This window comes from Methylocystis sp. JAN1 (genome assembly GCF_052186135.1).
In the GTDB taxonomy this organism is placed as follows: domain Bacteria; phylum Pseudomonadota; class Alphaproteobacteria; order Rhizobiales; family Beijerinckiaceae; genus Methylocystis.
Genome location: NZ_CP181499.1, coordinates 516797 through 543210, shown reverse-complemented (window position 1 = coordinate 543210; position 26414 = coordinate 516797). Strand labels below are relative to the sequence as shown.

Below are 26414 nucleotides of genomic sequence, written 5' to 3'. Positions count from 1 at the left end.
GCGCTTATGACTCTCGACGGAAAAGTCAGCCTCATCACCGGCGCCGCGAGCGGCATCGGCCACGCCATCGCCAAGCGTTTCGTCGAAGCGCAGGGCCGCGTCGCGATCGCCGACCTCAACATCGACGCGGCCAAGGCGGCGGCGGCCGAACTCGGCGGCGAGAAGGTCGCGATCGGCGTCAGCATGGACGTGTCGAATGAGGAACAGGTGAACGCGGGCGTCGACGCCGCCGCGAAATGGTTCGGGACGATCGACGCGCTCGTCTCCAACGCGGGCGTCCAGATCGTGCATCCGATCGAGGAGTTCCCCTTCGCGGACTGGAAGAAGGTGCTCGCCATTCATCTCGACGGCGCCTTTCTCACGACCAAGGCCTGCGTCAAATATATGTATCCGCAGAAATCGGGCGCGCTGATCTATATGGGCTCGGTCCACAGCCACGAGGCGTCGCCGCTCAAATCGGCCTATGTCGCGGCGAAGCACGGCATATTGGGGTTGACCCGCGTGATGGCCAAGGAAGGCGCGAGGCATAATGTCCGCGCCAACGCCATCTGCCCCGGCTTCGTCATGACGCCGCTCGTCGAGAAGCAGATCCCCGAGCAGGCGCAGGAGCTCGGCATCAGCGAAAAGCAGGTCGTGACCGACGTGCTGCTGAAGGAGACCGTCGACAGCCAGTTCACCAAGGCGGAGGACGTGGCGGAGGTCGCGCTGATGCTCGCGGCGTTCAGGACCAACGCGCTCACCGGCGAGTCGATCATCGTCAGCCACGGCTGGCATATGAACTGAGATTCACCCTTCCCGCATCGCGGGCTCGACCGAAGGGCGCGGAGGCGCGACAATCTGAAAATGTCGCGCGACCGTCCTTTGTTCGATCCGCCCTCCCGCCGCCGGATGCTGCGCCTTTGCGGCGCCGCGAGCGCGTCGCTTTGCCTGCCCTCCCCTCTCGCTCAGGCCCGGAGCCAGGATCTCGCCCAGCGTCTGGGCGAGGCCGCGCGCAAGGGCGCCTCGGTTTCCCTGCCGGCGGGCGACATCGCGCTGATGGGCCTCGACCTTCCCGACGGGGCGATCCTCAAGGGCGTTCCGGGACGCACCGTGCTGAAGCTCTCGGGCGCCGGCCCCCTGCTCTCGGCGACCATGGCGCGGCGGATCGCGCTCGAAAATATCGTCTTCGACGGCGCCGCCGGCTTCATCCCGAAAGAGAAGGGCCTCCTCGATTTCTCGGACGTCATTAATCTCTCCGTCAGCGGCTGCGCCATCCGCCGCTCCTCGGCGCGAGGCGTGAACCTTACGCGCTGCGGCGGCGCCTTTGCGCAAAACGAGATTTCGGAGATCGCCGATGTCGGCCTCTATTCGCTGGACGGTCTCGGCGTCGACGTCGACAACAACCATATCCGCCGCTGCGGCGACAATGGCGTGCTCATCTATGCGACTTCGGCGGGCCGCTATGACGGCTCGCGCATTCGCAACAACGCAATCGAGGACATCGACAACCGCTCGGGCGGCAACGGCCCCTATGGCAACGGCGTCTTCATCTGGGGCGCGGGTGTCGTGCGCGTGGAAAAGAACCGCATCTGCCGCTGCGTCTACACCGCCGTGCGCAATAACGGCGCGCATAACGTCGAAGTGATCGGAAACGACTGTAAGACCTTCGGCGAGAAGGCGATGTACGCCGAATTCGGCGCGAGGAACTCGGTCTTTCGCGACAATCGCATCGAGGACGCGGGCGCCGGCGTCGCCGTGGCCAACGCCGACAAGGGCACGGATGGCGCGATCGTCTCCGGCAACACGATCGTCAATATGCGCAAGGGCGTGAAAGACCCGGAGTTCGGGCCGGAAATGCTCTGGCTCACGGGCGTTCTCGCCGAGAAGAATGTCGAGGTGACCGGGAACACGATCGTCGGACCGGGGTGGATCGGAATCGCGCTCGGCGGCTGGCGCGAGAATCTGCGCGCCGAGGCGAATCGGATTTCGGGCGTGGATTACGGAATCGCGCTGGCGACCGGCGAAGGCGCCGGCGACGCGCTCGTCGCCCGCAACAGGATCAGCGCCCGAAAGGGCGCTGTGATCGCCACGGCCGGGATGAACTTCCTGCCGGGGGATCTCGCAAAGCCGGGCGCGAAGACATATCCGCGGCTGGTCGTGCGGGAGAACGAGACGCCTTAGATCACGCCGCGTTTACGCGATCATCACCCGCGCCGCGCCCTTCTCGTCGCCGAGAAGCTCCAGCGCCTTGGCGACCATGGCCTTCGAGTCGAGCATCGCCTTGGCGAGCATCATCTCGTGCTTGTCGTGGTCGATATAGGCGTCGGGCAGCGTCAGGCTGCGGAACTTGAAGACGCCGCGCGTTCCGTCGAGCAGGCCGTCGTCCGAGAGCGCCTGGAAGACCTGGGCGCCGAAGCCGCCGATCGAGCCTTCCTCGACCGTGATAAGGACTTCGTGATTGGCCGCGAGGCGGCGCACGAGGTCGCGGTCGATCGGCTTGGCGAAGCGCGCGTCGGCGACCGTCGTCGAGACGCCGTAATTTTCCAGTTCCTCGGCGGCCTTCATCGCGTCGGCGAGACGGGTGCCGAGCGTCAGAAGCGCCACCTTGGAGCCTTCGCGCAGGACGCGGCCCTTGCCGATGTCGAGAATCTCGCCGCGCTCGGGCAGATCGACGCCCACGCCCTCGCCGCGCGGATAACGGAAGGCGATCGGGCCTTCCTCATAGGCGACGGCGGTCGAGACCATGTGCATCAGCTCAGCCTCGTCGGCGGCGGCCATCACCACCATGCCCGGCAGGCAGCCGAGATAGGCGATGTCGAAGGCCCCGGCGTGAGTCGGGCCGTCCGCGCCGACGAGACCGGCGCGGTCGATGGCGAAGCGCACCGGCAGATGCTGGATGGCGACGTCGTGCACCACCTGATCGTAGCCGCGCTGCAGGAAAGTCGAGTAGAGCGCGCAGAAGGGCTTGTAGCCCTCGCAGGCGAGGCCCGCCGCGAAGGTGACGGCGTGCTGTTCCGCGATGGCCACGTCGAAGGTGCGGCTCGGGAAATGCTTGCCGAAAAGATCGAGGCCCGTGCCCGTCGGCATGGCCGCCGTGACCGCGACGATCTTGTCGTCATGTTCGGCCTCGGCGATCAGCGCCTTGGCGAAGACGCCCGTATAGGACGGGGCGTTGGCCTTGGGCTTGAACTGCTTGCCGGTTTCGACGTCGAATTTCACAACGCCGTGATATTTGTCGTCTGACGCCTCGGCGGGCGCATAGCCCTTGCCCTTCTGCGTCACGACATGGACCAGCACCGGGCCGTCGTCCTTGTCGCGAACGTTCTGGAGCACGGGCAGCAGATGGTCGAGATTGTGCCCGTCGATCGGCCCCACATAATAAAAGCCGAGCTCCTCGAACATGGTGCCGCCGGTGATGAAGCTCCGCGAGAACTCCTCGGCCTTGCGCGCCTTGTCGTAGATGAAGCGCGGCAGATGCGAGGCGAGCTGCTTGGCGGCGTCGCGGATCGAGCGATAGGCGCCGCCCGAGACGAGGCGCGCCAGATAGGCCGACATGGCGCCGGTCGGCGGCGCGATGGACATGTCGTTGTCGTTGAGGATGACGATGAGGCGCGAATCCAGCGCGCCGGCGTTGTTCAACGCTTCATAGGCCATGCCCGCCGACATGGAGCTGTCGCCGATGACCGCGACGACGTGATTGTCGTGCCCCGCGAGGTCGCGCGCGATCGCCATGCCGAGGCCGGCGGAGATCGAGGTCGAGGAATGACCGGCGCCGAAAGCGTCGTACTCGCTCTCGGCGCGCTTGGTGAAGCCCGAAAGGCCGCCGCCCGTGCGCAGCGTGCGGATGCGGTCGCGGCGGCCGGTGAGGATCTTGTGCGGATAGGTCTGGTGGCCGACGTCCCAGATGATCCGGTCGCGCGGCGTGTCGAAGACATAATGGAGCGCCACGGTCAGCTCGACGACGCCGAGTCCCGCGCCCAGATGGCCGCCGGTGACCGAAACCGCGTCGATCGTCTCGCGGCGGAGCTCGTCCGCAACCTGCTTGAGCTGGCCGGGCTGAAGCTTGCGCAGCTCCTCGGGCGTGGGAATCTGATCGAGAAGGGGGGTCTTCGATGTCGTCAAAGGCTTTCTCTCGTCTCGGCTGTCCGCAATTCCACAAATTCTAGGGATAGCCGCTAAGCCGGGGCGCGGCAAATGCGCAGCCGCACATCGGTTCTGATTCTTCCGTCACTGTTGCGAAGCGGCAACGTTTCTGAAGAAAACAAAGCGATTTCAATAAAATCGAAACGCCTGCTCGGGCGCGTAGGCCGGATATTCGAGTTCGATCGGCTGCCCGCGCCGCGCCGCGCGGCGGCGTTCCGCCCGCTCTGCGCCCGCCGACTCGTCCCGGGAGCCGCGCCCGGCGACGCGCGTCCCGCCGACAATGTCGATCGTCGCTCCCTGCTGCTCCACCCATTCATATAGCTTTTGGGCGTTGGAGATCGAGAGTCGCACGCAGCCATGGGAGCGGGGGTTGCCCAATCCCCGCTCGAAGGTGCCGTGAATCGCGAGGCCCCGCGGCGAAAAGAAGATCGCGTAGGGCATGGGGGCCTGCTCATATTCGTCCGAATGGTGGTCCGCCTCCATGCGCATGACGGAATAATGCCCGGTCGGAGTCTCATAACCCGGCCTGCCGCTGGAGATTTTCCACACGACGGTCTCGCCCCCGCGTGTGGCGGTGAGGCGCTGGCTGGAAAGATCGATCGAAATGCGGACGGTCGCCTGGGCGGAGGCCGAAGCGAAAAGGCCCGCTGCGATAAAAAAGAGCCGAAACGTCTTCATCCCCGGACCTAATCACGGCGCGCGACCCGCGTAAAGCCGCAGGCGGCGGCAGGGTTGACGGACTGGCGCCCGCTTTGAAGCGCCTGCCTCGGTTCGGGGGAGAGACGCCCGCAAGCGTCCCAGCTTCTCCCCCTTAGGGCTCAAAATGGGACAGGAGAGGAGATTGTCGAAGATGGTCGCGCCGTTCCTGAACATGAAAGGCGTCGCTCTGGCCATGGCCGAATTCGGCCTGGCCGACGGCCGCCGCGCGCCGCGCCTCGTCGCCGGCGTCGATTTCGAAGGGGCGAAGGCGCCGCTCGAGGCGGATGAGCACTCGCTTGAGCGAATGGATGCGGCGCAGGCCGACTGGGCCGACCTCGCCGCCCGCGCGCTGGAGCCCAACGCGTTTTACGAGCCAGGCTTCGCGCTTGCCGCGGCGCGTCACTTCCCGTTGAGCGAGCGGCCCCGCTTCATCGTGGTGAGGAGCCGCGCCGGCCGGATGATGGGGCTCTTCCCCATCGTGACCGCCAATCCGCTCACCGGGGACGGCCTGACCCGCATGTGGCTCCACAAGCAGGCCGCGCTGGCGACGCCTCTCGTCGACCGCGACATGGCGTCGGAAGCGATCGCGGCCTTCCTCGAATGGATGGAGACGCACAGCCGGTCGTCGGGCGTCGTCTTTTCCCGCATGCCGGCGGACGGCCGTTTCCGTCTGGCGCTGGATCGCGCCGTCGTTTCCGCCGCCCGCAACGTCAAGATTCTGGAGTCATACCAACGCGCCGCGCTCCTGCCCGGCGGCGACGCGGACGAGCTTTGCGCGCGGGCGGGCTCCAAGAAGAAGCTCGCCGAGATGCGCCGCCAGACCCGCCGCCTGCGGGAAATGGGCCGCCTGACCTTCGAGTCCCACGAGACGCCGGACGAGATCCGGGTCGCGGCGGAGGAGTTCATGGCGCTGGAGGCGTCGGGCTGGAAGGCCGGCCGGGGCGCCTTTCTTTCCGAGCCGGCGCTCGCGACCTTCCTGCGCAGCGCGACCCGCATGCTTGCGCGGGAAAGCCGCTGCAAGATCCAGTCGCTGCGGCTCGACGGCCGGCCCATCGCCATGGCGATCGTGCTGGAGAGCCAGGGCCGCAGTTATTGCTGGAAGATCGCTTTCGACGAGCGGTTGCGCGCGCAGGCGCCGGGCGTCCAGCTCATCTATGAGCAGACCAAGGCGCATCTGGCGCGGCCGGACCTCGAATATGCGGATAGCTGCGCCATCGCCAACCACCCTCTGATCGACAAGCTCTGGCCGGACCGCATCGGCGTCTGCGACCTCGCCGTGTCGCTGCGCAGCCGCCGGGAGCGCGATTTCGTCGCGAGCTGCCGCCGGGACCATGCGCGCCGGCAGATGCGCGAATTCGCCAAACGCGCCGCGAACCGCCTCTTAAAGCGCAAGGTGAGCTGAAGCGGCGCTCTCGCCTTTTCGGGTGCAACGGGTATAGTGCCGGCGTTTCGCCCCGCGCGATTTTTGCCGCACGTTCTCCTTGCTGCGGAATGCGCGCCAAAAGCCGGACTCCGCCCGTGACGCTTCGCCGACCTCGCCTGCTGATCCTCTTCGCGCTCGTCGCCGCGAGCCTCTCCGCCTGCGGCCGCCGCGGTCCGCTGGAGCTGCCGCCGGAAGTGCAGGCCCGCGGCGAGGCGCTGAAGGCGCAACAGGCGGCAGCGCAGGCCAGGGCCGCGCGCAACGCGCCAAAGCTGGCGCCCGGACAGGCGGCCCCGGAGGCGCCCGAGCCGCCGATCCCCGGCACGATCGGCAACCGGCCGCCCGAGCAATATCCTTTCCCTCTCGACCCGCTGCTGTAAAACGCGATGCATCACTTCGAATATCGCAACGGCGCGCTCTTCGCCGAAGACGTCGCCATGTCCGAACTCGCAAGCGCGGTCGGGACGCCCTTTTACTGCTATTCGGCGGCGACCATCCGCCGGCACTTCCGCGTCTTCTCGCAGGCCTTCACGGGCCTCGACGCCCTCGTCTGCTATGCGATGAAGGCCAATTCCAACCAGGCCGTGCTCCGCCTCCTCGCCAGGGAAGGCGCCGGCATGGACGTGGTCTCGGGCGGCGAGCTCGCCCGCGCTCTGGCGGCCGGCGTGCCGGGCTCGAAGATCACCTTCTCAGGCGTGGGCAAGACGGAGGAGGAAATCGCGGCGGCGCTGGACGCCGGCATCTTCTGCTTCAACGTCGAATCCGAGCCGGAGCTTGACGCCATCTCGCGCGCCGCCTCGGCCGGAGGCGTGAAGGCGCCGGTGTCTCTACGCGTCAATCCGGACGTCGACGCCCGCACGCACAAGAAGATTTCGACCGGCAAGTCGGAGAACAAATTCGGCGTGCCGCTGTCGCATGCTCGCGAAGTCTACGCCCGCGCGGCGAAGCTGCCGGGGATCGAGATATCGGGCGCCGACATGCATATCGGCTCGCAGCTCACCGATCTCGAACCCTTCGACGAAGCCTTCACGCTGCTCGCCGAGCTGGTGCGCGATCTGCGCGCCGACGGCCATCGCGTCTGCCATGTCGATCTCGGCGGCGGCCTCGGCATCCCCTATCACGAAGGCGACGACCCGCAATCCTACCATCCGGAGCGCTACGCCGAGATCGTGCGCAAGCACTTTGGCGGGCTTGGATGCAAGCTCGTCTTCGAGCCGGGGCGGCTGATCGTCGGCAACGCCGGCGTGCTGGTGACGCGCGTCATTTATGTGAAGCAGGGCGAGGCCAAGACCTTCGTCATCGCCGACGCCGGCATGAACGACCTCGTCCGCCCGACGCTCTACGACGCGCATCACGACCTTCTGCCCGTGCGCGAATCTAAGGACCGGGCCGAGATCGTCGCCGACGTCGTCGGCCCGGTCTGCGAGACAGGCGATTATCTCGCCCTCGACCGCAAGATGCCGGAAGCGCAGCCCGGCGAGCTGATCGCCGTGCTGACCGCCGGGGCCTATGGCGCGGTGCAGGCGGGAACCTACAACACCCGCCCGCTGATCCCGGAAGTGCTGGTCGACGGCGCGCGCTACGCCGTGATCCGCCCGCGCCCGAGCGTCGCGGAGCTTATTGCGATGGATCGCGTGCCGGACTGGATTTGACAAGGGCCGCAAAGCCTCTGCAACCCAAGCGATCAAACGCATCCGCGAGAAATCGCATATGAGCCAAGCTCCTTCGCACTGGCGTTGAACGTAACCAAGGTTCTCGTCCAAGTGTGAGCGCGGCGAAGTGCGCCCGAGCGGTCCTTCCCTCAAACTCCTCTCGCTTGCGGATCGCAAAGGGATCGAAGCCATTTTGTGAGAAGAACGAGTCTTAAAGCTGCAACGGCCCGTTCTTCGCCCGATACTCCCGATACCACTCAACCAGCGCCTTCACCCCCTCCTCGACCGAGGTCTGCGGCCGGTAGCCGGTGAGCCGCTCCAGAAGATCGGCCGAGGCGAAGGTGCGCGGGACGTCGCCCTTCTGCATGTCGAGATAGTTGCGCTTCGCCTTCTTGCCGACCGCCGCCTCCAGCGCGTCGATGAAGTCGAGCAGCGGCACGGGAGCGCCGCGGCCGATATTCACGATGCGATAGGGGGCCTGGGGCGAGACCGACTCGTCGCCGCTGTCGCGCTGCGGGACGCAGTCCATCAGCCGGGCGATCCCTTCGACGAGGTCGTCGATATAAGTGAAGTCGCGCAGCATGTTCCCGTGATTATAGATGTCGATCGCGCGCCCGGCTTCGATCGCGTCAAGGAACTTCAGCGGCGCCATGTCGGGCCGGCCCCATGGCCCATAGACCGTGAAGAAGCGGAACATGGTCGTCGGGATCGACCACAGATGCGCGTAAGAATGCGCCATGGCCTCGCCCGCCTTCTTGCTCGCGGCGTAGAGCGTCAGCGGGTGGTCGGTGCGGTCGGTTTCGCGAAACGGCACGGTCGGGTTCGCGCCATAGACGGAACTCGTCGAGGCGATGAGGAGATGGCGCGGCCTGAGCGTGCGCGCGATCTCCATGACGTTGAAGGTCCCGACGAGATTCGCCTCCACATAGGCGCGCGGATTTTCGAGGCTGTAGCGCACGCCCGCCTGTGCGGCGAGATGGACGATGACGTCGGGCGCGCTTTGCTCGGCGGCTTCGGTCAGGGCCTGCATGTCCTCGAGCATGGCGAGGGTGTCGCGATAGCCGTCATGCGCCTGCAGGATCTCCCGCCGCGCTTCCTTCAGGCGCGGATCGTAATAGGGCGTCATGCCGTCGAAGCCGTCGACCATATGCCCCTCCGCGAGAAGCCGGCGCGCAAGATGAAATCCGATGAATCCGGCCGTGCCGGTGATGAAAACGCGCATGGGTCGCCTTAGCTTTAGCGGACGGGCCGGGTCGCCCGGGCCGTCTTGGGCAATCGGCGCAGGGCTGTCAACGCGGCCGCCCTTGGGATAGATTCCAGTCGAGATGCGGAGCGAGGACATGAACGCCGAAGCGGGAAAGCCCGCCGTCCAACCGCTTTTCCTGCGGATCGCGCACTGGATCAACGCCCTCGCCGTGATCCTGATGATCCTTTCCGGCTGGCGCATCTACAACGCCGCGCCGCTTTTCGGCTTCGAATTCCCGGCGGGCTTTACGCTCGGCGGCTGGCTTGCGGGAGCGCTGGCCTGGCACTTCGCGGCCATGTGGCTGCTGGGGATCAATTTCCTCGCTTATCTCCTCTACGGGTTCCTGACCGGCCATTTCCGGCGCCGAATGCTGCCGCTGTGGCCGGGCCTCGTCTGGCGCGACTTGCGCCTCGCCGTCTCGGGCCGCGCGGCGCATGCGCCGGGCCGTTACAACGCCGCGCAGCGGGCGGCGTATCTTTTCGCGCTCCTCGCGATCGCCCTCGCCATATTGTCGGGCGTCGCGATCTGGAAGCCCGTTCAGATGCAGGAAATCACCGCGCTCATGGGCGGGTTCGAAGCGGCGCGCCGCGTGCATTTCTTTGCGATGACGGCGCTGGTCGTCTTCATCGTCGCGCATGTCGCGATGGCGCTCTCCGCCAGGGAGGCGCTCGAGGCCATGGTGACGGGCGGGCGGGAGAAGGCTTGAATGAGCAAGCGCAAAATCTCCCTTGCCGATTTCCGCCCGCAGCTTCGTCGCATCGAGCGGCGGCTCTTTCTGCGGCAGAGCCTCTCCTTCGGCGCGCTCACCATGCTCTCGGGCTGCACGCTGAAGGACGACGACGCGGTCGACCGTCTGCTCTTCGCCATGTCGCGCTTCAACGATCGCGTGCAGGCGGCCTTGTTCGATCCCCGCAAGCTCGCGCCGACCTACACGGAATCGGATCTAACGGCGCCCTTCCCTTTCAATGCTTTTTACGAAGAAAAGCTCGCACCCGTCATCGACGGCGGCGGCTATCGCCTTCGGATCTCGGGCCTCGTCGAGAACAAGGCGCCATGGCGACTGAGCGAGCTGCGCGCGCTGCCGCAGGTTTCGCAGATCACGCGCCATGTCTGCGTTGAAGGCTGGAGCGCCATCGGCAAATGGGGCGGCGTTCCCTTCAGGACTTTTCTCGAACGCGTCGGCGCCGACACGACCGCGCGCTTTGTCGGCTTTCGTTGCGCGGACAATTATTCGACGAGCGTCGACATGCCGACGGCGCTGCATCCGCAGACGCTGCTCGCGCTCGACTTTCCGACGCGCGAAACGAAATATGGCTTCCCCGTGAAAATTCGGATTCCGACCAAGCTGGGTTTCAAGAACCCCAAGCACGTCGCCGAGATTTTTGTCACCAACGACAATCCCGGCGGCTACTGGGAGGACAAGGGCTACAACTGGTTCAGCGGATCTTAGAGATCGCCAAAATCCCGTTCATCTTTGCGGCGGAGCCGCCTTGATCGTGACTGTCGCGCCACGAAAACATCGCAGCCTCGCCAAGCGCGTGGCCAATCATCTCCTTGGTCCTTTGGCCTCATGGCTTCGGGCCGTCGATGACGAATCGGCGCGGGGGGCTTCGATGAGAGCGCGACGAAAAGAGCGGGAACCGGTTTTTCCCGTTAGCGCTCCGACCATGAAGAGGGGATTTCATGATTCAGAATCGAAGCTGCGTAAACGGCATCCTCGCCGCTGTGCTTTCGGCCAGCATTCTTCCCATCCACGGCGCGCTTGCGAAAGAGAAGTCGCCCACCGCCCACAAGACCGCCGCCAAGAAGACCGACAATCAATCGGCGCACAGAATCGACAAGCAGGAAACGCCCAGGGACGACGCCGCGAAGCCCGAGACGAGCGGGGCCGGCGCGCCGGCGCCCGTGACTCAGTAGTCGACGGCGATCAGATAGAGGCCGTGCGGCGGCGCCACCTGCCCGCACCGCGCACGGTCTCTTGCCGCGAGGGCTCGCGCGAGATCGTCGGCCGTCCATTTGCCGGTTCCGACATGCTCCAGAGAACCAGCCATGGAGCGGACCTGATTGTGAAGGAAGGAGCGGGCGCAGGTCACGATTTCGATGCGGTCGCCCTCGCGGCGGACATCCAGCCTTTCCAGCGTGCGGATCGGCGAATTGGCCTGACATTCGGAGGCGCGAAAGGTCGTGAAATCATGCCGGCCGACAAGTCGCTGCGCCGCTTCGTGCATCGCCTCCGCGTCGAGCGGGCGCTTGACATGCCAGGCGCGGCCGAGCGTCACGGTGAGCGGCGCGCGGCGATTGTCGATCACATAGCGATAATGCCGGCGGATCGCCGAGAAGCGCGCCTCGAAGTCCGGCGCGACGGCGCGGGCGCCGACGATCGCGACCGGGGCGGGCTTCAGATGCGCGTTGAGCGCGTCGCGCAGCCGGTCGACGCGCCATTCACGGACGAGATCGACATGGGCGACCTGCCCCAGCGCATGCACGCCCGCATCGGTGCGCCCGGCGCCGTGGATGACGGCGCGTTCGCCGTTGATGGCGAGAACGGCCTCCTCCAGCCGCTGCTGGACCGACATGCCGTTGGCCTGCCGCTGCCAGCCGACGAAGGGGCCGCCGTCATATTCGATGGTGAGGGCGTAGCGGGGCATGTCAGGGTGCGACTGCAAGAGGAGCGACCCGCTTGGCGACGTCGGGGAACAGGCGCCGCCCCCCACCCTTAATCCCTCCCCGCCACTCCGTGGGGGGAGGGAGGCGGCTCACGCCCAAGGCCCCTTCTGTTGTTTCCCGGTTATCCCCAACGGCGCGGCATCTTCCCTCCCCCCACGGAGTGGCGGGGAGGGGCAGGGGTGGGGGGCGCCGCAGCATTAGCGGCGCCGCAATCTGACCGCCCGCCCTCATCCCAGCACGGCGCCTTTGGCGAGCTTGCGCCCGCGCAGAAACTCCTCGATCCCCATTTCGCCCTTGCCGGCGCGCTGGACGCGGAGAAGCCGCAGCGCGCCCTCGCCGCAGGCGATGAGGCCCATATCGTCGAGGACCGTCCCCGGCGCGCCCCTGCCGCTTTCCACCTTCGCGCGCAACACTTTCACGCGCTCGGCGCCATGGCCGAGATCGCCCTCGAAAAATGCGCCGGGAAAGGGTGCCAAGCCGCGCACATGGTCGTGCAGCGCCTGCGCGGGACGGCGCCAGTCGATGCGCGCCTCGGCCTTGTCGATCTTGGCGGCGTAGCAGGCGCCTTCCTCGCTCTGGGGCGTGAAATGCAATTCGCCTTTCGCCAGCAGATCGAGCGCGTCGGCCATCAGCGGCGCGCCCAGTTCGGCCAGCCTGTCATGCAGCTCGCCGGCCGTCATGTCCGGCCCGATGGGGGTGCGGGCGGAGAGCGCCACCGGGCCGGTGTCGAGCCCGGCGTCCATCTTCATCACCTCGACGCCGCTCTCCTTGTCGCCCGCCATGATGGCGCGCTGGATCGGCGCCGCGCCGCGCCAGCGCGGCAGCAGCGAGCCATGGAGGTTGAGGCAGCCATGTTTCGGCGCGTCGAGGATCGGCTGCGGCAGGAGGAGCCCATAGGCGGCGACCACCGCGACGTCGGCGTTCACCGCCCGGAAGGCCTCCTGCTCCTGCGCGCCGCGCAGGCTTTTGGGCGTGCGCACGAGGAGCCCCCTGCTCTCGCCGAATTGATGGACGCTGGACTTCTTTTCGGACATGCCGCGCCCGGCGGGACGCGGCGGCTGGGAATAGACGGCGGCGATCTCATGGCCGCGCGCACAAAGCTCGTCCAGCAGCGCCGTCGCAAAGTCCGGCGTGCCCATGAAAATCAAGCGCAAATCGTCAGGCCTCGGCTTTTTCCGCTTCGCGGGCGGCGGCCTCGCCGCGGCGCTGCGCGGCGATCTCGTCGAAACGCGCGGCCTTTGCGAATTTCTTCACGACGCGTTCGCGTTTCAGTCGCGACAGATTATCGATGAAGAGCCCGCCCTCGAGATGCTCCAACTCGTGCTGCACGACCGTTGCGAGCAGGCCTTCGGCGTCGAACTCAATCGTCTCGCCCTTGCGGTCGAGATGCCGCACGCGAACTTTTGCGGGGCGCTTCACGTCGTCAAAATAATCCGGCACCGAGAGGCAGCCTTCATTATAGGAAGACAATTCCTCCGAGGCCCAGACGATCGCCGGATTGATGAGAAAGAGCGGATTGCGCTCCTCCTCGGTCTTGCCGATATCGACGACGACGATGCGCTTCGGCACCGCCACCTGAATGGCGGCGAGCCCGATGCCGGGAGCCTCGTACATGGTCTCCAGCATGTCGTCGAGAAGCCTGTGAATCTCGGCGTCGATCCGCGCCACGGGCTCGGAGACCTTGCGCAGCCGCGGATCGGGAAGGGTGATGATCGGCAGAAGAGCCATTGCTGTTTCTTGTCGGTTCCGCCGCGCATGCGCGGCCGTCGAGCATTGCCTCAAGAGATAGGCGCGACCGGCTTCAACGTCAAATGGAGCCGCCTTTGCCTAATGCGGACGGGCGGCTAACATGGTCAAGCCCGGCCGGCGGGGCGCCGCGACGGGCCAAGGGAGGGATCTGGCATGGCGCTTCTCGTCTTTTTGGGGCTCGCGGCCGTCATCGGCTTCTGGCTCGTCGGGATCTATAACGGGCTCGTCAGTCTGCGGCAGCGCGCAAGACAGGCTTTCTCGGACATTAATGTTCAGCTCAAGCAGCGCCACGACCTCATCCCCAATCTGGTGGAGACCGTGAAGGGCTACGCAACCCATGAGAAGACGACGCTCGAAGACGTCATCAAGGCGCGCAACGCCGCCGTCGCCGCCTCGGGGCCGAACGCGCAGGGCGCGGCGGAAAACGCCCTGACCGGCGCCCTCTCCCGCCTCATCGCCCTCTCCGAGGCCTATCCGGACCTGAAGGCGAACCAGAATTTCCAGCAGCTCCAGGCGGAGCTCTCGGACATAGAGAACAAGATTTCCGCAGCCCGGCGCTTCCTCAACAACACCGTCGCCGAATACAACGCGATGCGCGAGGGTTTTCCCGGCTTCCTCCTCGCCGACCGCTTCGGCTTCCAGCCCGTCGAATATTTCGAGCTGGGCGAGGCCGAGCAGAAGGCCGTTGAAGCGCCGCCGAAGGTGCAGTTTTAGCCCCTGGCGAGCCTGAAGGCTCGCGCTCCCGCGCCCGGACCGCGCGCCTTTGGGCGCGCACGAAGCGGATGATACGCGCCCATGTTCAAAGCCTACGGCCTCTACAGCCATATCCGCGCCAACCGGCTGCGCTCGGCCTTCCTGCTCGCGGGCTTCGTCGCGCTGCTGCTGGCGCTGATGTTCTCCTTCGCCCTGATCGTCGAGGCCGTCGACGCGCCGCCGGGCGCGCCTTTCGACTGGATCGCGGCGCGGGCCTGGGTGGATCTCCAACGCGGCTGGCCGATCGGCGTCGCCGCGGCGGGGATCTGGTTCGCCATCGCCTATCTCTTCCATCAGAAGATGATCGACTTCGCGACCGGCGCGCGCGCCATCTCCCGCGCGGAGTCGCCGCGGCTCTACAATCTGCTCGAAAATCTGTGCATCTCGCGCGGCGTTCCGATCCCGGCCCTGCAGGTCGTCGAGAGCGACGCCCTCAACGCCTACGCCTCGGGACTGAAAGAGGGGCAATACAGGATCGCCGTCACGAGCGGCCTGCTGGTCGAACTGACCGACCCCGAGATCGAGGCGGTGCTCGCCCACGAACTGACCCATATCCGCAATCGCGACGTGCAGCTCATGGTGATCGCCGTCATTTTCGCCGGCATCTTCGCCTTCGTGGCGGACCTGACCATCAGGCGCTGGAATTTTCCCTTCGGCTTCTCGCCGCATCGGCCGTCGAGCCGCGAGGACAACCGGCGCGAGAATGGCGCGGGCCTCGCCATCCTCGTCGCGCTGCTCATCATCGCGCTGAGCTGGGGCGCCTCGGTGCTGATCCGCTTCGCGCTGTCGCGCTCGCGCGAATATCTCGCCGACGCCGGCTCCGTGGAGCTGACCAAGAATCCCGACGCCATGATCTCCGCCCTGCGCAAGATCGAGGCGCATTCCGTCATGCCCGACATGCCCTCGCGCATGCACGCCTTCTTCATCGAGAGCCCCGCGCGGGTTCAGGAATCCGGCTGGTTCGCGACGCACCCGACGGTCGACGAGCGCGTTCGGGCGCTGATCGAATTTGCGGGCGGGCGGGATGTGGAGGCCGTGGAGGCGCCGTTGGGCGGCGAAAGGCCGGAGACGATCGAACCGCCGGGCGAGCCAGAGACGCATTTCCTGCCGGAAGACGATCGCAGCCCCCTCGATCCGCCAAAGCCGGGTCCATGGGGGTGACGCGGCGCCTTTCCGTCTCTCCAAAATCGGAACGAACCGTGACGAACGACCTCCGTCTCCCGACCCGCCGCGCGGCGCTGGGCGGGCTCGCCGCGCTGCCCTTTCTCGCATCGTCGCCGCTGCGCGCGGAGGACGATTCCGCCTTTGCGCTGCGCGGCGAGTCCGGCGAGCCGATGCGCAATTTCCGCATCCCTTCCGAACTCGACCCGGCGACCCTCCCGGGCGTGGTCTGGGCGGGAAGGCGCGACGGCGACGTCGTGCTTTACGAGTTCTTCGACTATAATTGCGTTTACTGTCGCAAGGCCGCCCGCGAGATCGCGGCGATCGCCGCAGGCGATCCAAGCCTGCGGCTGGGCCTTGTCAACGATGCGATCCTGTCCCTCGGATCGGTGCAGGCGGCGAAAGTCCAGCAGTCTGTCCTGCGCCTCTACGGCCCGGCGAAGGCCTATGACTTCCACCTGAAAATGTATGAGGCGCGCGGAGGCGCGAACGGGCGGACCGCGCTCGCGGTCGTGCGCGGGATGGGCCTTGACGCCGCCAGGATAGAGGAGTCGGCCGACAGCGAAACGGTCGGCGACGTCGTCGTCCGTCAAACGCGTCTCGCGGAATCGCTCGGCCTCGTCATGACGCCGTCATTCATTATCGCGGGCGTGGCGATTCTCGGCTGGCCGGGCGCGAAGTCCCTGCGCGCCGTCGTCGCCAATGCGCGCAGATGCGACCAGCCGGTTTGCGACGGAAAGAAATGAAGACTCAGTCCGACGCTTTCATCCCCGGCGCCGCGGCGAGCTTGCGCGCAAGGAAAGCGATCGCCGCCTCGCGCGACTCTTCGGCTTCGGGGAGCGTATCCATCATCTGCCAGCCATGCGGAACGTCGGGCCAAAGCGCCAATTCCGCCTCGACGCCCGCTTCTCGTGCGCGCTGGACGAGCCGCGTGGAGTCGTCGCGCAGCATTTCGTCCGCGCCGACATGGACGAGCAGCGGCGGCAGGCCCGCAAGACTGGCGTAAAGCGGCGAGGCGAGCGGCGTCCTGGCGCTCGCGCCGTCGAGATAGGCGCGCGCGCCGACGCGCAACATGAGGCGCGTGAAGAGCGCGTCCTTCTCCTCGTTCTCGCGCGCCGAGGCGCCGGTCGCGGCGAGATCGGTCCAGGGCGAGAACAGAACCGCCGCGCGCGGCAGGGCGCCGCCCGCGTCGCGCTCGGCGACCGCAACCGCCAGCGCCAGCCCGCCGCCGGCGGAATCCCCCGCGACGACAATCGGCGTCCGCGCGGCGTCGCGCAGCGCGCCATAAGCGGCGCGGGCGTCGCCTAGCGCGGCGGGAAAGGGATGGGCGGGGGCGAGCCGGTAAGCGGGCGCGAAGACATCGAAGCCAGCCGCCGCAAAGGCGCGCAGCACAGGTCCGCAAAGACGAGGGGCGCCGGCGAAATAGGCGCCGCCATGGAGATAAAGCAGCGCCGCTTTCGGCGCGCCCGACGCCGCGACCAATATGCCTTCGACGCCGCCGTATGTCGCGGCGCGCCCGCCCGCGTCAGGATAATCGGGCGGGCGACGGTCGAGGATGGCCGCCGCCTCCGCCGGGCTCCGCGCCGCGGCGAGCAGCGGCTTCACATTGGCCTTCAGATATTGCGCAAGCGCGCGCGCCTGTGCCGACACCGGCGCTATTTCCTCGCCGGTTGCGGCGCGGGCTCGCTGGGGACGGGGGGCTTTTGCGGCGCCGGCGCGTTCGACAGGAAGTCGAGCGAGGGATCGTTGAGCCCCTGCGCCTTCGCCTTGTCGCGCCACTCCTTCGCGGCTTTGAGATCGATCTCGACCCCGAGCCCCTCCGCGTAGAGATGGGCGAGCCGGTTCTCCGCCACGGCGTTGCCCCGGAGCGCCGCCTTGCGCAGCATCTCGACGGCGCCGGCCTTGTCGCGCGCGACGCCCACGCCGTTGAACTGCATGATGGCGTATTCGACCATCGCCGGCGGAAGCCCGGCGTCGGCGGCGCGCTTGAACCATTCCGCCGCCTGCCGCTCGTCCTTCTCGACGCCCTTGCCGGTCTTGTAGAGCACGCCGATCGCGTAATCGGCGTCGGGATCGCCGGCCGCCGAGGCGCGCTTGAAGAAGGCCATGGCCTTCGCGAAATCGGGTTCTTTCCCCCCATTCTCCAGCGCCATCTCGCCGAGAAGATGCAGCGCCGCCGCATGTTCCTGCGCGCCGGCCTTTTCGAGATAGGCCCGCGCCCTGGCGCGGTCCTTCGGGATGTCGATGCCTTCCAGCGAAGCGACGCCGTAAAGATAGGCGGCTTCGGCGTTCCCCGCATCGGCGCCGCGGCGGAACCAGTCCATCGCCGTCTTCATGTCGCGCTTGACGCCGTCGCCTTCGAGATAAAGGCGGCCGACGAGGGTCAGCGCGGCGGCGTCCTTCGGATTGGCGTCGATGCGCTTCTTCGCCTCGGCCATGGCGGCGCGATAGTCGCCGCGCTGATAGGCGCCGTAGGCGAGATCGCGGGCGGAGGCCGCGACGTCCGCCGGCGTCGCGAAAGCCGGCGCGGCGAGCCCGAGAAAAAGGACAGGCGCAACCAGACGGCGCATCATGTCTTCGCTCCCTGAAGAAGTTTCAGCGCCTCCGCGACCGCGGCGGCGGGGCCGCGCGCATCCGACCAGACGGCGTCGTCGAGCATCACGAAATCCGCGCCCGCCCCGGCCAGCGGCGCCACCTCGGCGAGGCGCGCCGCGCGGGCGATGCAGGGCGTGTTGAAGAGTTCCGCCCACCAGCCGACACGCTCCGCGAGAGCTTCCAGGTCCGCGTCATCGAAGAGCACGTAATCGGCCCCGGCCTCGCCCGCCCGCATGGCGTCGTCGCGCAGCTTCAGCCCCCCGGCGCCGACGATAGATCCGGGCGACAGCTTTTCGACCGCTTCCGTCAGTTCGTCGCCCGCGCCCTCTATATGCGCGCCGTCAGCCTTGGCCCGCAGCGCCACGGCGGGCGAGCCGTCGACGAGGACGGCGACGCCCTTCTCCTGAGCCACGGGGGCGAGCGCGCGGACGATCTCCTCGTTCCTGCGCGGATCGTCTCCCGCGAAGCGGATGAGGAGCGAGGCGACGTCGCCCGCGGAGAGCGCGCTGGCCAGCGCCGGCAGGAATTCGCGCCCGTCCGCGAGCGGCGGGGTCGCAAGACAAAGGCGCGGGGCGTCCTCGCTCACTGCCGCTCCTTCAAACGATCGAGCCAGCCTTGCGCCTGCGCGCGCACATTCTCCGGCGCCGTCCCGCCATAGCTCACGCGGCTCTCGACCGACTTCTCGACGCCGAGCACGGCGAAGACATCCTCGGATATACGCGGATCTACGCTTTGCAGATCGGCGAGCGTAAGGTCTTCGAGGCCGACGCCCTTGCCCTCGGCGAGCGCTACGACGCGGCCGGTGGCGTGATGCGCGTCGCGGAAGGGCAGGTTCAACTTGCGCACCAGCCAGTCGGCGAGGTCGGTCGCCGTCGCGAAGCCCGCGCCCGCCGCCGCCTTCATGCGGTCGCGGTTCGCCTTCATGTCGCGGACCATGCCGGCCATGGCGGCGATGCAAAGGGAGAGCGAGTCGAGCGAATCGAAGGCGCCTTCCTTATCTTCCTGCATGTCCTTGGAATAGGCGAGCGGCAGGCCCTTCATGACGATCAGCAGCGCCTGCAGCGCGCCGATGATGCGGCCCGACTTGCCGCGCACCAGCTCGGCGGCGTCCGGATTGCGCTTCTGCGGCATGATGGAGGAGCCGGTGGTGAATTTGTCCGAGAGCGAGATGAAATTGAACTGGGGCGTCGTCCACAGCACGATTTCTTCCGCGAAGCGCGACAGATGCGTGGCGCAAATGGCGGCGGCCGCGAGCGTCTCCAGAACGAAGTCGCGGTCCGACACGCTGTCCAGGGAATTCGCGGTCGGCCGGTCGAACTCAAGCGCCGCCGCCGTCATCCGGCGGTCGATGGGGAAGGACGTGCCCGCAAGCGCCGCCGCGCCGAGCGGGCATTCGTTGAGGCGCGCGCGGGCGTCGCGCAAGCGCCCCCGATCGCGGCCAATCATCTCGACATAGGCGAGGAGGTGATGGCCGAGCGTGACGGGCTGGGCGCTCTGCAAATGGGTGAAGCCTGGCATGACGCTGCCGGCTTCTTCCATGGCCCGCTCGGCAAGCGCGAGCTGGAGATCCGCAAGCTGCGCGTCCAGCGCGTCGATATCGTCGCGTATATACAGGCGGAAATCCGTCGCCACCTGATCATTGCGCGAGCGCGCCGTGTGCAGGCGTCCGGCGGTGGGGCCGATCAGCTCCGCAAGCCGTGATTCGGCGTTCATGTGAATGTCTTCCAGCGCGCGCGAGAAGGTGAATTCGCCGCGCTCGATCTCGCCGGATATACGTGTCAATCCATCGGTGATCCTGGCCGCGTCTTCCCGGGAGACGATCCCCTGCTCGGCGAGCATCGCGACATGGGCGAGCGAGCCGCGAATGTCCTGGGGCCCGAGACGCTTGTCAAAATCGATGGAGACGTTAATGGCCTCCAGAACCGCGTCGGTTGCGCTCTGGAAGCGACCGCCCCATATCTTGCTCGTCATTTTTACCCCGGAGCCTGCGCCTGATGAAAAAGCCCGCCGCCCTCCCGCGTCGCCTAGCGACCTTCGTTTTCGCAGCGGCCGGCGCCGGGTTTCTATACGCGGGCGCGCCAGGCGTAAAGGAAGCGCGCGCGGAGGACTGCGCCGGGGCGGCCAAAACAGCCGAGGCCGTGAAGGATATCGCCAAGGGCGAGGTCGCGGCCATGAACATCTCGAAAAAGCCGGAGAAGCTCGCGGACTTCGCCTTCAACGACCCGGAAGGGAAGCCCGTATCGCTCGCCGCCTTCAAGGGCAAGACCGTGCTGCTCAATGTCTGGGCGACATGGTGCGTGCCCTGCCGCGCGGAAATGCCGGAGCTCGACAAGCTTCAAGGCGAACTTGGCTCCGACAGGTTTCAGGTCGTGACCGTGAATATCGACACGTCGCGCCCCGAGCGGCCGAAGAAGTTTTTCGAGGAAACGGGGATAAAGGCCCTCACCCTCTATGCGGACCCGAAAGCCAATATCTTCTACGAGCTGAAACAGGCCGGAAAGGCGCTGGGCCTGCCCGTCACCATTTTGATCGACCCCGAGGGGTGTCAGGTGGGACTGATGAACGGGCCGGCGGCCTGGCATTCCGCCGACGCCAAGGCGCTGGTCGCGAAGGCTGTTGAGACGGCGGGACGATAGAGCGCGTTGCGAAAGGCGGGAACAGAACCGGTTTTCGCGTGAAGCGCGCTCTAAGCGTTTGAGAAATTGGGCCGGGCCGCCGACGCGCGCGAAGATTAAAAGGCGCAGCCGAACCAACGGCAAGCCAACACGTTAAAGCTCACCACCTGAAAGGAGTGAGCTCATGATCAAGCTCAAGGAACTCGGCGCGCGCCATATCGTGGGACTGTCGGCCCTGGCGCTGACAATCGCGGGACTTGGATTTTTCGCGAAGCGCGACTTCAACCCGCCGGCCGTCGCCGAGCTGCCGCAACTCGTAAGCGCGCCGCTTCCACAACTGAACGCGAACCAGTCTTTCGAAGAAAAATTCCTTTCCGGCCTGCGTCGCCTGCCGGCCAACGCCTTCGGCTCGGCGGAAGCGCTGAAAGACAAGGCGGGCGCCGGCTCGGAAGCCTCGGCGGATTCGTCGCAGGTCGCGCCCGTGTCGCCGGCGTCGGAGTCGAAATTCTGGTCGGAACAGGAATGGCGGATCGCCGGCAAGGCCGTCGACGATTTCCGCTCCAGCCGGAAATCCCAGACCGAGACTCAATCCAAGAAGACGGGCGCGCTGAGCTGGCGGCCGCCGGAGGAAATCGCCAATAAGATCGAGAAGCCCGCCACGAGGTAGGCCCAGCCTTCATCGCCAGGCGGGCCCGGCCGGCCCGCCGGCCTTTTCTTCGGGCCGCGCTCGAACGACGGAAGAGCGCGGCCCCGCTTTGGCGGCCGGACTCGCCTCCTGCTCAGAACGGATTTTGGCGCACGAGATCGCGCTGCGTTCAGGCGCGATCGGCTAAAGGCGGGCGACGCGATCAATTCCAAGGGTTTAGAGCGGGCTTCAGGCGAACGGAACCGGTTCCCGCTTTTTCTCGAGCCGCGCACTAAATAGATTGCGGTCGCCTTGGCCTTCGCCAGGGCCGAAGGGAGAGCGTCATGCATGTCACCATTGAGCAGGCTGAGAAAGCGATCGCCGCGGCGCGCCGGAAGGCGCTCGAACTCAATACGCAAATGTGCATCGCCGTCGTCGATTCGGGCGGCGTGCTCAAGGCGTTTCACCGCATGGACGACGCCTGGGTCGGCAGCATCGACATTTCGATGAAGAAGGCCAAGACCGCCGTCTTCTTCGGCATGCCGACCGGCGAAATCGGCAAGCTCTCCCAGCCTGGCGGCCCGCTTTACGGCATTGAGCACTCGAATGAGGGGCTCATCACCTTCCCCGGCGGCCTGCCGATCGTCGACAAGGAAGGCGTCATGATCGGCGCGATCGGCGTCAGCGGCTCCGCGGTCGAGAACGACCACGCCGTCGCGCAGGCGGGCGTCGCGACGCTCGGCGTCGGCGAATTGCCGGCGCATCCGTGGCGGACGTGAAGACAGTTCCTCATTGAGAAGCAATTTTGAGCCGCCCGCGCGCCGCCTCGCTCGCTAACGCGCTCTATGGCTGCTCCATCAGCTCGGTCGCCTCGAGTTGCGTCAGCGTCGGCTCCGGCTCCGGCTTCCTGGCCGGCGGAGCCGGGCGCGCGAGCCAGACGACGGCGGCGAGGAGGATGAAGACCACGGCCCCGAAAAAGAAAGCGTCGTCCAGGCCGAGCAGCATGGCCTGCTGGCGCATCAGCCGCGCCATTTGCGCGCGGGCGACGCTTTCACTCATGCCGAGCGCCTGCAGCTTGTCGGACAGCGCCCCCATCACGTCGAGCGAGGGATAGGACCGCCCGCCGAAATGATCCGCCAGTTCGAGCTGGTGCGCGGGGGTCTGGCGGAATTGCACCACCGCCTGCCAGGTGATGCCATAGGCGCCGAAGGCCGTGCGCAGCATGGCGAGCTCCTCCGCCGCGCGGATGAGCTGCTGGCCGGCGAGACCCTGAACCGCGATGGCCGCAGGCGGCGCGAAGAACGTCCCGAGAAAGAAGCCGAAGAACAGCATCGGCGTCGCGATCGCGTCGAAGGACGCAAGCTTGTCATATTGGCCCAGCCAGGTAAGCGTGACGGCGAAGCCGATGAAATTCAGGCTCGCGAAATAGCGCAGATCCATCTGCTTCACGAGCAGATGCACGATGGAGACGAGCGGCGCCGCGAGAATGGCCATTATGAGATAGACGGCGCCCGCCAGCGAGGACGTATAGCCGAGCAGCGTCTGCAACTGTCCGATGAAGACCGAAAGCGTTCCCTGTATGACCAGAAAGCCGAGGAGCGAGCAGAAGGTCGCAACCGCGTAATTGCGGTGGCGAAAAAGGCGGATGTCCAGGACAGGATGACGCTCGCCCAGTTCCCAGATCACGAAGGCGGGAAAGGCGACCAGCACCATGACGAGCACGGAAACCAGAATGGGCGAGCCGAACCAGTCGAAATCATTGCCCTGATTGAGGATCGTCTGCACGCCGACCAGCGTGGCGAAGATCAGGACGAAGCCGACCGTGTCGAATCGCGTGATGCGCCGCTTGAAGGGCCGCCCGTAAAGCAGCGCGGCGACGATCCCGGCAATGGGCAGCCCAAGAATGATGTTTGAATAGAACAGCATCCGCCAGCCGGCATATTCGGCCCAGAAGCCGCCCATGAACACGCCGAGCGTGAAGGGCGCCATGCTGAGCACGGCCCACCAGGCGACGCCGAAGCTGCGATGTTTCTCGTCAATTTCGCCGAGCGCCAGCGCCTGCCCGAGCGGCAGGATGACGCCGCCCGCAAGGCCGAGCAGAAAGCGCATGGGCACGAAGAACCAGATCGTCGGGCTCCAGGCGCAGGCGAGAGAAAAAAACGCATAGAACATGAAGGCGACGACATAGACGCGCCGCTCGCCATATCGCCCTGACAGCCAGCGCGCGAAGGGCAGGCCAAGCACGATGCCCATCATGTGGTCGGTCGTGCCCCAGGTGCCGAAGCTCGGATTGACGCCCTGCAGGCTCCCGGCCGCATAGGGCACGAGCACCGTGTAGCCCGGCACGTTGGAGAGGGCCACGACATTGGCGACCGCGAGCGCCGCCTGGAACAGCGCGAAGCGCCAGCCGGTCAACCGTTCGGTCATCGGCGGACCTCCCGGTTCGGGAGACCGTATATTTTCTCAAGGCTTATTTTCGGCAAGTCGGACTCCGAGCGCGCGGCCGCAAGCAGGAGTCATCGGCCCCAAGGGCGGTTACAAGGCGAACCCCATCGCCTGACCAACAGTTTAGACGAAAGGCGCGGGGGCTTGTCAACCAAGGCCGCGACTTTTACGGGCAGGCGCAGACTGCCGACAAAGTCGGGGGTCTGTAAGGATGCGCGCCTGAAGGCTCGCGGTCCTGCCGCGCTTTCTTGGACCGCGCGCCTTCAGGCGCGCAGGCGTTTGTCCGGTTCCTCTGCGGTTTTTCGGGAGCTGCGGCGATGTGGCCGCGAGGAAGGGCTTTTCGGGAAGGTCCGGAAAGTCCATCATCGCAAAATCGGCCATTAGCGGCGCTCTCCCCGCGCCGTGGACACGGACCCTCGGCTCTTTATGACCTTACCGAACTGGCGGGCCCATCCGGACGAGATCGCGGCGATCGTCGCGGCGCGCCACGACGATCCCTTCGCTTTGCTCGGCCCGCATGAAACCTCTCAGGGCCTCGTCATCCGCGCCTTCGTCCCCGGCGCGGCGACTGTCGTCGCGCAGACGCCGGACGGCGGGATCGTCGCCCCGCTCGATCGCGTCCATGCGGACGGCTTCTTCGAAGGGCTGACGCCCCTTCGCGCGCGCGCGCCCTATTTGCTCGCGGCCTCCAACGAGGCGGCGGCGTGGCGTTTCGCCGATCCTTACGCCTTTCCGCCCTTCCTCGGCGCGATGGACGATTATCTCCTCGTCGAGGGCGCGCATCAGAAGCTTTACGAACGGCTCGGCGCCCATGTCGTCACGCATGACGGCGCCGCGGGCGTGAATTTCGCCGTCTGGGCGCCCAACGCCCGGCGCGTCTCGGTGGTGGGCGACTTCAATCAGTGGGACGGGCGCCGCGCGCAGATGCGCAAGCGCGTCGACAGCGGCATATGGGAAATCTTCATCCCCGGGATCGACGCAGGCGCCGTCTACAAATACGAGATCGTCGGGCGCAATGGCGATCTGCTGCCGCTCAAGGCCGATCCGCTCGGCTTCGAGGCGGAGCTTCGCCCCTCCACCGCCTCCGTCGTGGCGTCGCCGGCCCCCTACGAGTGGGCGGACGCCATTCATATGCGCGAACGCATGAAATACGACCCGCGCCGCGTGCCCATGACGATCTACGAGGTTCACCTGCCCTCCTGGCGCAAGGCCGAGGGCTGGCGTTTCCTCACCTATGACGAACTCGCCGACCAGCTCGTTCCCTATGTCGCCGGTCTCGGCTTCACCCATATCGAGCTTTTGCCGATCGGCGAGCATCCGCTCGACGCCTCATGGGGCTATCAGCCCATCGGCCTTTTCGCGCCGACGAAGCGGCATGGCGACCCGCAAGGCTTCAAGCGCTTCGTCGACCGCGCGCATCAGGCGGGCCTCGGCGTCATTCTCGACTGGGTTCCGGCGCATTTCCCGACGGACGCGCATGGCCTCGCGCAATTCGACGGCGGGCCGCTTTATGAACATCCCGACCCAAGGCGCGGCTTTCATCCCGACTGGAACACGGCGATCTACGATTATGGGCGCCGCGAGGTCGCGAATTTCCTCATCGCGAGCGCGCTCTACTGGCTCGACCGCTTCCACATAGACGGGCTGCGCGTCGACGCCGTCGCCTCCATGCTCTATCTCGATTATTCGCGCAAGGAGGGAGAATGGGCGCCCAATCCCGACGGCTCCAATGACAATCGCGACGCGGTTCGCTTTCTTCAAAGGTTCAACGAACTGGTCTACGGACTCTATCCCGGCGTCGTGACCATTGCCGAAGAGTCGACCTCCTGGGGCGGCGTGACGTCGCCAACCCATGCGGGCGGCCTCGGTTTCGGCTTCAAGTGGAACATGGGCTGGATGAACGACACGCTGCGCTACATGTCGTCCGACCCGGTCTATCGCAAATGGCGCCACAACGAGCTGACCTTCGGCCTTCTTTACGCCTTCGCGGAGAATTTCGTGCTGCCGCTCTCGCATGACGAGGTCGTGCACGGCAAGGGCTCGATCGTTTCGAAGATGCCTGGGGACGAATGGAAGCGCTTCGCCGGCGCGCGCGCCTATTACGGTTTCATGTGGGGCCATCCGGGCAAAAAGCTGCTTTTCATGGGACAGGAGTTCGGCCAGACGAGCGAATGGGACTATGCCGGCGAGCTCGACTGGCGCCTGCTCGACCATGCGCCGCATCGCGGTCTTCGCGACTTCGTGCGCGATCTCAACCGTCTCTATCGCGGCCACGAGGCGCTTTACGCCCGAGATTGCGAAAGCGAGGGTTTTGAATGGGCGGTGGTCGACGATGCGGAAAGTTCCGTCTTCGCCTTTCTGCGCTATGGCGCGGACCGCGCCAAGCCCGTCCTCGTCGTTTCGAACTTCACGCCCGTGCCAAGACATCGCTACAGACTCGGCCTGCCGCGCGCGGGCCAGTGGCGCGAAATCCTGAATTCGGACGCCGCGATCTATGGCGGCTCCGGCCAGGGAAATCTCGGGGCGATCCACGCTCGCCCCGAGGGCTTCGCCGGCTTCCCCGCCTGCGCCGACATTCATATCCCGCCGCTCGCCACTTTGTTCTTCGAATTCGAAAGCGATGGTCTACAATGACTGCGAATCGCATCTTACGCGGACAGGATGT

26 protein-coding genes and 1 riboswitch are annotated in these 26414 nt (G+C 66.4%); of the genes, 15 read left to right on the top strand and 11 right to left on the bottom strand.

The genetic code is table 11. From position 1 onward, the window contains the following. Positions 1-6 precede the first annotated feature (6 nt). Positions 7-783, top strand: coding sequence for a 3-hydroxybutyrate dehydrogenase (locus tag ACNHKD_RS02535; RefSeq protein WP_442755562.1), 777 nt, complete (start codon positions 7-9; stop codon positions 781-783). A gap of 60 nt (positions 784-843) precedes the next feature. After that, positions 844-2160: a TIGR03808 family TAT-translocated repetitive protein gene (locus ACNHKD_RS02530; protein WP_442755561.1), complete on the top strand. Its 1317-nt coding sequence runs from the start codon at positions 844-846 to the stop codon at positions 2158-2160. A 12-nt stretch (positions 2161-2172) separates the two neighbouring features. On the opposite strand, the gene dxs is transcribed toward ACNHKD_RS02530, so the two are convergent. Further along, positions 2173-4101 (bottom strand): 1-deoxy-D-xylulose-5-phosphate synthase, encoded by a 1929-nt coding sequence (dxs, locus tag ACNHKD_RS02525; RefSeq protein WP_442755560.1) that lies wholly within the window; start codon positions 4099-4101, stop codon positions 2173-2175. Between the two features lie 150 nt (positions 4102-4251). Then, a complete protein-coding gene (locus tag ACNHKD_RS02520) occupies positions 4252-4800 on the bottom strand; it encodes a L,D-transpeptidase (RefSeq protein WP_442755559.1) in 549 nt (182 codons plus the stop codon). A gap of 172 nt (positions 4801-4972) precedes the next feature. On the opposite strand from ACNHKD_RS02520, the gene ACNHKD_RS02515 reads away from it, so the two are divergent. The 3 genes from ACNHKD_RS02515 (at position 4973) to lysA (ending at position 7893) form a co-directional block, all read left to right on the top strand. Beyond that, positions 4973-6223 carry a GNAT family N-acetyltransferase gene (locus ACNHKD_RS02515; RefSeq protein ID WP_442756817.1) on the top strand — a complete coding sequence of 417 codons (1251 nt, stop codon included), beginning with the start codon at positions 4973-4975 and terminating at the stop codon, positions 6221-6223. A 116-nt stretch (positions 6224-6339) separates the two neighbouring features. Further along, a complete protein-coding gene (gene lptM, locus ACNHKD_RS02510; protein ID WP_442755558.1) occupies positions 6340-6621 on the top strand; it encodes an LPS translocon maturation chaperone LptM in 282 nt (93 codons plus the stop codon). Between the two features lie 6 nt (positions 6622-6627). Further along, entirely contained in the window at positions 6628-7893 is a 1266-nt protein-coding gene (gene lysA, locus ACNHKD_RS02505) for a diaminopimelate decarboxylase (RefSeq protein WP_442755557.1), read from the top strand. A gap of 211 nt (positions 7894-8104) precedes the next feature. On the opposite strand, the gene ACNHKD_RS02500 is transcribed toward lysA, so the two are convergent. Further along, complete coding sequence (locus tag ACNHKD_RS02500; protein WP_442755556.1) at positions 8105-9115, bottom strand: SDR family NAD(P)-dependent oxidoreductase; 1011 nt, start codon at positions 9113-9115, stop codon at positions 8105-8107. Positions 9116-9233: 118 nt separating this feature from the next. Here ACNHKD_RS02500 and ACNHKD_RS02495 point away from each other — a divergent pair, with 118 nt between their 5' ends. The 3 genes from ACNHKD_RS02495 to ACNHKD_RS02485 all read left to right on the top strand — a co-directional run bounded on the left by ACNHKD_RS02495 (position 9234) and on the right by ACNHKD_RS02485 (position 11056). Further along, positions 9234-9845 (top strand): cytochrome b/b6 domain-containing protein, encoded by a 612-nt coding sequence (locus ACNHKD_RS02495; protein WP_442755555.1) that lies wholly within the window; start codon positions 9234-9236, stop codon positions 9843-9845. Then, complete coding sequence (locus ACNHKD_RS02490; RefSeq protein WP_442755554.1) at positions 9846-10589, top strand: molybdopterin-dependent oxidoreductase; 744 nt, start codon at positions 9846-9848, stop codon at positions 10587-10589. Positions 10590-10822: 233 nt separating this feature from the next. Next, complete coding sequence (locus ACNHKD_RS02485; protein ID WP_442755553.1) at positions 10823-11056, top strand: hypothetical protein; 234 nt, start codon at positions 10823-10825, stop codon at positions 11054-11056. Here ACNHKD_RS02485 and truA read toward each other — a convergent pair. From truA to def, 3 genes are all read right to left on the bottom strand, one after another. Then, positions 11050-11787 (bottom strand): tRNA pseudouridine(38-40) synthase TruA, encoded by a 738-nt coding sequence (gene truA, locus ACNHKD_RS02480; protein ID WP_442755552.1) that lies wholly within the window; start codon positions 11785-11787, stop codon positions 11050-11052. The genes ACNHKD_RS02485 and truA overlap by 7 nt on opposite strands. Positions 11788-12033: 246 nt before the next feature. After that, positions 12034-12960, bottom strand: coding sequence for a methionyl-tRNA formyltransferase (fmt, locus tag ACNHKD_RS02475; RefSeq protein WP_442755551.1), 927 nt, complete (start codon positions 12958-12960; stop codon positions 12034-12036). Positions 12961-12964: 4 nt separating this feature from the next. Next, entirely contained in the window at positions 12965-13534 is a 570-nt protein-coding gene (gene def / locus ACNHKD_RS02470) for a peptide deformylase (protein ID WP_442755550.1), read from the bottom strand. Positions 13535-13708: 174 nt separating this feature from the next. Here def and ACNHKD_RS02465 point away from each other — a divergent pair, with 174 nt between their 5' ends. The 3 genes from ACNHKD_RS02465 (at position 13709) to ACNHKD_RS02455 (ending at position 16215) form a co-directional block, all read left to right on the top strand. Then, positions 13709-14269, top strand: a complete 561-nt coding sequence (locus ACNHKD_RS02465) for a LemA family protein (protein ID WP_442755549.1) — start codon at positions 13709-13711, stop codon at positions 14267-14269. A gap of 81 nt (positions 14270-14350) precedes the next feature. Continuing rightward, positions 14351-15469 (top strand): M48 family metallopeptidase, encoded by a 1119-nt coding sequence (locus ACNHKD_RS02460; protein ID WP_442755548.1) that lies wholly within the window; start codon positions 14351-14353, stop codon positions 15467-15469. A gap of 38 nt (positions 15470-15507) precedes the next feature. Then, positions 15508-16215, top strand: a complete 708-nt coding sequence (locus ACNHKD_RS02455; RefSeq protein ID WP_442755547.1) for a DsbA family protein — start codon at positions 15508-15510, stop codon at positions 16213-16215. 4 nt (positions 16216-16219) lie between these two features. On the opposite strand, the gene ACNHKD_RS02450 is transcribed toward ACNHKD_RS02455, so the two are convergent. Genes ACNHKD_RS02450 through argH form a run of 4 tightly spaced genes read right to left on the bottom strand, consistent with a single transcriptional unit; the run spans position 16220 to position 20035 of the window. Further along, complete coding sequence (locus tag ACNHKD_RS02450; protein ID WP_442755546.1) at positions 16220-17119, bottom strand: alpha/beta hydrolase; 900 nt, start codon at positions 17117-17119, stop codon at positions 16220-16222. A 5-nt stretch (positions 17120-17124) separates the two neighbouring features. Further along, positions 17125-18042 carry a tetratricopeptide repeat protein gene (locus ACNHKD_RS02445; protein WP_442755545.1) on the bottom strand — a complete coding sequence of 306 codons (918 nt, stop codon included), beginning with the start codon at positions 18040-18042 and terminating at the stop codon, positions 17125-17127. Further along, complete coding sequence (locus ACNHKD_RS02440) at positions 18039-18650, bottom strand: thiamine phosphate synthase (RefSeq protein WP_442755544.1); 612 nt, start codon at positions 18648-18650, stop codon at positions 18039-18041. The genes ACNHKD_RS02445 and ACNHKD_RS02440 overlap by 4 nt, the downstream gene beginning before the upstream one ends. Continuing rightward, positions 18647-20035, bottom strand: coding sequence for an argininosuccinate lyase (gene argH, locus ACNHKD_RS02435; RefSeq protein ID WP_442755543.1), 1389 nt, complete (start codon positions 20033-20035; stop codon positions 18647-18649). The genes ACNHKD_RS02440 and argH overlap by 4 nt, the downstream gene beginning before the upstream one ends. A 23-nt stretch (positions 20036-20058) precedes the next feature. On the opposite strand from argH, the gene tlpA reads away from it, so the two are divergent. From tlpA to ACNHKD_RS02420, 3 genes are all read left to right on the top strand, one after another. Next, a complete protein-coding gene (gene tlpA, locus ACNHKD_RS02430) occupies positions 20059-20700 on the top strand; it encodes a thiol:disulfide interchange protein TlpA (RefSeq protein WP_442755542.1) in 642 nt (213 codons plus the stop codon). Positions 20701-20863: 163 nt separating this feature from the next. Continuing rightward, entirely contained in the window at positions 20864-21346 is a 483-nt protein-coding gene (locus tag ACNHKD_RS02425) for a hypothetical protein (protein ID WP_442755541.1), read from the top strand. 302 nt (positions 21347-21648) lie between these two features. After that, positions 21649-22083, top strand: coding sequence for a GlcG/HbpS family heme-binding protein (locus ACNHKD_RS02420; protein WP_442755540.1), 435 nt, complete (start codon positions 21649-21651; stop codon positions 22081-22083). 64 nt (positions 22084-22147) lie between these two features. On the opposite strand, the gene ACNHKD_RS02415 is transcribed toward ACNHKD_RS02420, so the two are convergent. Beyond that, positions 22148-23731: an MFS transporter gene (locus ACNHKD_RS02415; RefSeq protein ID WP_442755539.1), complete on the bottom strand. Its 1584-nt coding sequence runs from the start codon at positions 23729-23731 to the stop codon at positions 22148-22150. 76 nt (positions 23732-23807) lie between these two features. Continuing rightward, positions 23808-23870, bottom strand: a riboswitch (Fluoride riboswitch). 305 nt (positions 23871-24175) lie between these two features. On the opposite strand from ACNHKD_RS02415, the gene glgB reads away from it, so the two are divergent. Next, positions 24176-26383 (top strand): 1,4-alpha-glucan branching protein GlgB, encoded by a 2208-nt coding sequence (glgB, locus tag ACNHKD_RS02410; RefSeq protein WP_442755538.1) that lies wholly within the window; start codon positions 24176-24178, stop codon positions 26381-26383. The last annotated feature ends 31 nt before the right edge of the window (positions 26384-26414 follow it).

Excerpts from the sequence above, each read along its gene's own strand:
- ACNHKD_RS02535 (WP_442755562.1), top strand. The coding sequence starts at position 7 with ATGACTCTCGACGGAAAAGTCAGCCTCATCACCGGCGCCGCGAGCGGC.
- ACNHKD_RS02530 (WP_442755561.1), top strand. The coding sequence starts at position 844 with ATGTCGCGCGACCGTCCTTTGTTCGATCCGCCCTCCCGCCGCCGGATG.
- ACNHKD_RS02520 (WP_442755559.1), bottom strand. The coding sequence starts at position 4,800 with ATGAAGACGTTTCGGCTCTTTTTTATCGCAGCGGGCCTTTTCGCTTCG.
- ACNHKD_RS02515 (WP_442756817.1), top strand. The coding sequence starts at position 4,973 with ATGGTCGCGCCGTTCCTGAACATGAAAGGCGTCGCTCTGGCCATGGCC.
- lysA (WP_442755557.1), top strand. The coding sequence starts at position 6,628 with ATGCATCACTTCGAATATCGCAACGGCGCGCTCTTCGCCGAAGACGTC.
- ACNHKD_RS02500 (WP_442755556.1), bottom strand. The coding sequence starts at position 9,115 with ATGCGCGTTTTCATCACCGGCACGGCCGGATTCATCGGATTTCATCTT.
- ACNHKD_RS02495 (WP_442755555.1), top strand. The coding sequence starts at position 9,234 with ATGAACGCCGAAGCGGGAAAGCCCGCCGTCCAACCGCTTTTCCTGCGG.
- ACNHKD_RS02490 (WP_442755554.1), top strand. The coding sequence starts at position 9,846 with ATGAGCAAGCGCAAAATCTCCCTTGCCGATTTCCGCCCGCAGCTTCGT.
- ACNHKD_RS02485 (WP_442755553.1), top strand. The coding sequence starts at position 10,823 with ATGATTCAGAATCGAAGCTGCGTAAACGGCATCCTCGCCGCTGTGCTT.
- truA (WP_442755552.1), bottom strand. The coding sequence starts at position 11,787 with ATGCCCCGCTACGCCCTCACCATCGAATATGACGGCGGCCCCTTCGTC.
- def (WP_442755550.1), bottom strand. The coding sequence starts at position 13,534 with ATGGCTCTTCTGCCGATCATCACCCTTCCCGATCCGCGGCTGCGCAAG.
- ACNHKD_RS02465 (WP_442755549.1), top strand. The coding sequence starts at position 13,709 with ATGGCGCTTCTCGTCTTTTTGGGGCTCGCGGCCGTCATCGGCTTCTGG.
- ACNHKD_RS02460 (WP_442755548.1), top strand. The coding sequence starts at position 14,351 with ATGTTCAAAGCCTACGGCCTCTACAGCCATATCCGCGCCAACCGGCTG.
- ACNHKD_RS02445 (WP_442755545.1), bottom strand. The coding sequence starts at position 18,042 with ATGATGCGCCGTCTGGTTGCGCCTGTCCTTTTTCTCGGGCTCGCCGCG.
- argH (WP_442755543.1), bottom strand. The coding sequence starts at position 20,035 with ATGACGAGCAAGATATGGGGCGGTCGCTTCCAGAGCGCAACCGACGCG.
- tlpA (WP_442755542.1), top strand. The coding sequence starts at position 20,059 with ATGAAAAAGCCCGCCGCCCTCCCGCGTCGCCTAGCGACCTTCGTTTTC.
- ACNHKD_RS02425 (WP_442755541.1), top strand. The coding sequence starts at position 20,864 with ATGATCAAGCTCAAGGAACTCGGCGCGCGCCATATCGTGGGACTGTCG.
- ACNHKD_RS02420 (WP_442755540.1), top strand. The coding sequence starts at position 21,649 with ATGCATGTCACCATTGAGCAGGCTGAGAAAGCGATCGCCGCGGCGCGC.
- ACNHKD_RS02415 (WP_442755539.1), bottom strand. The coding sequence starts at position 23,731 with ATGACCGAACGGTTGACCGGCTGGCGCTTCGCGCTGTTCCAGGCGGCG.
- glgB (WP_442755538.1), top strand. The coding sequence starts at position 24,176 with ATGACCTTACCGAACTGGCGGGCCCATCCGGACGAGATCGCGGCGATC.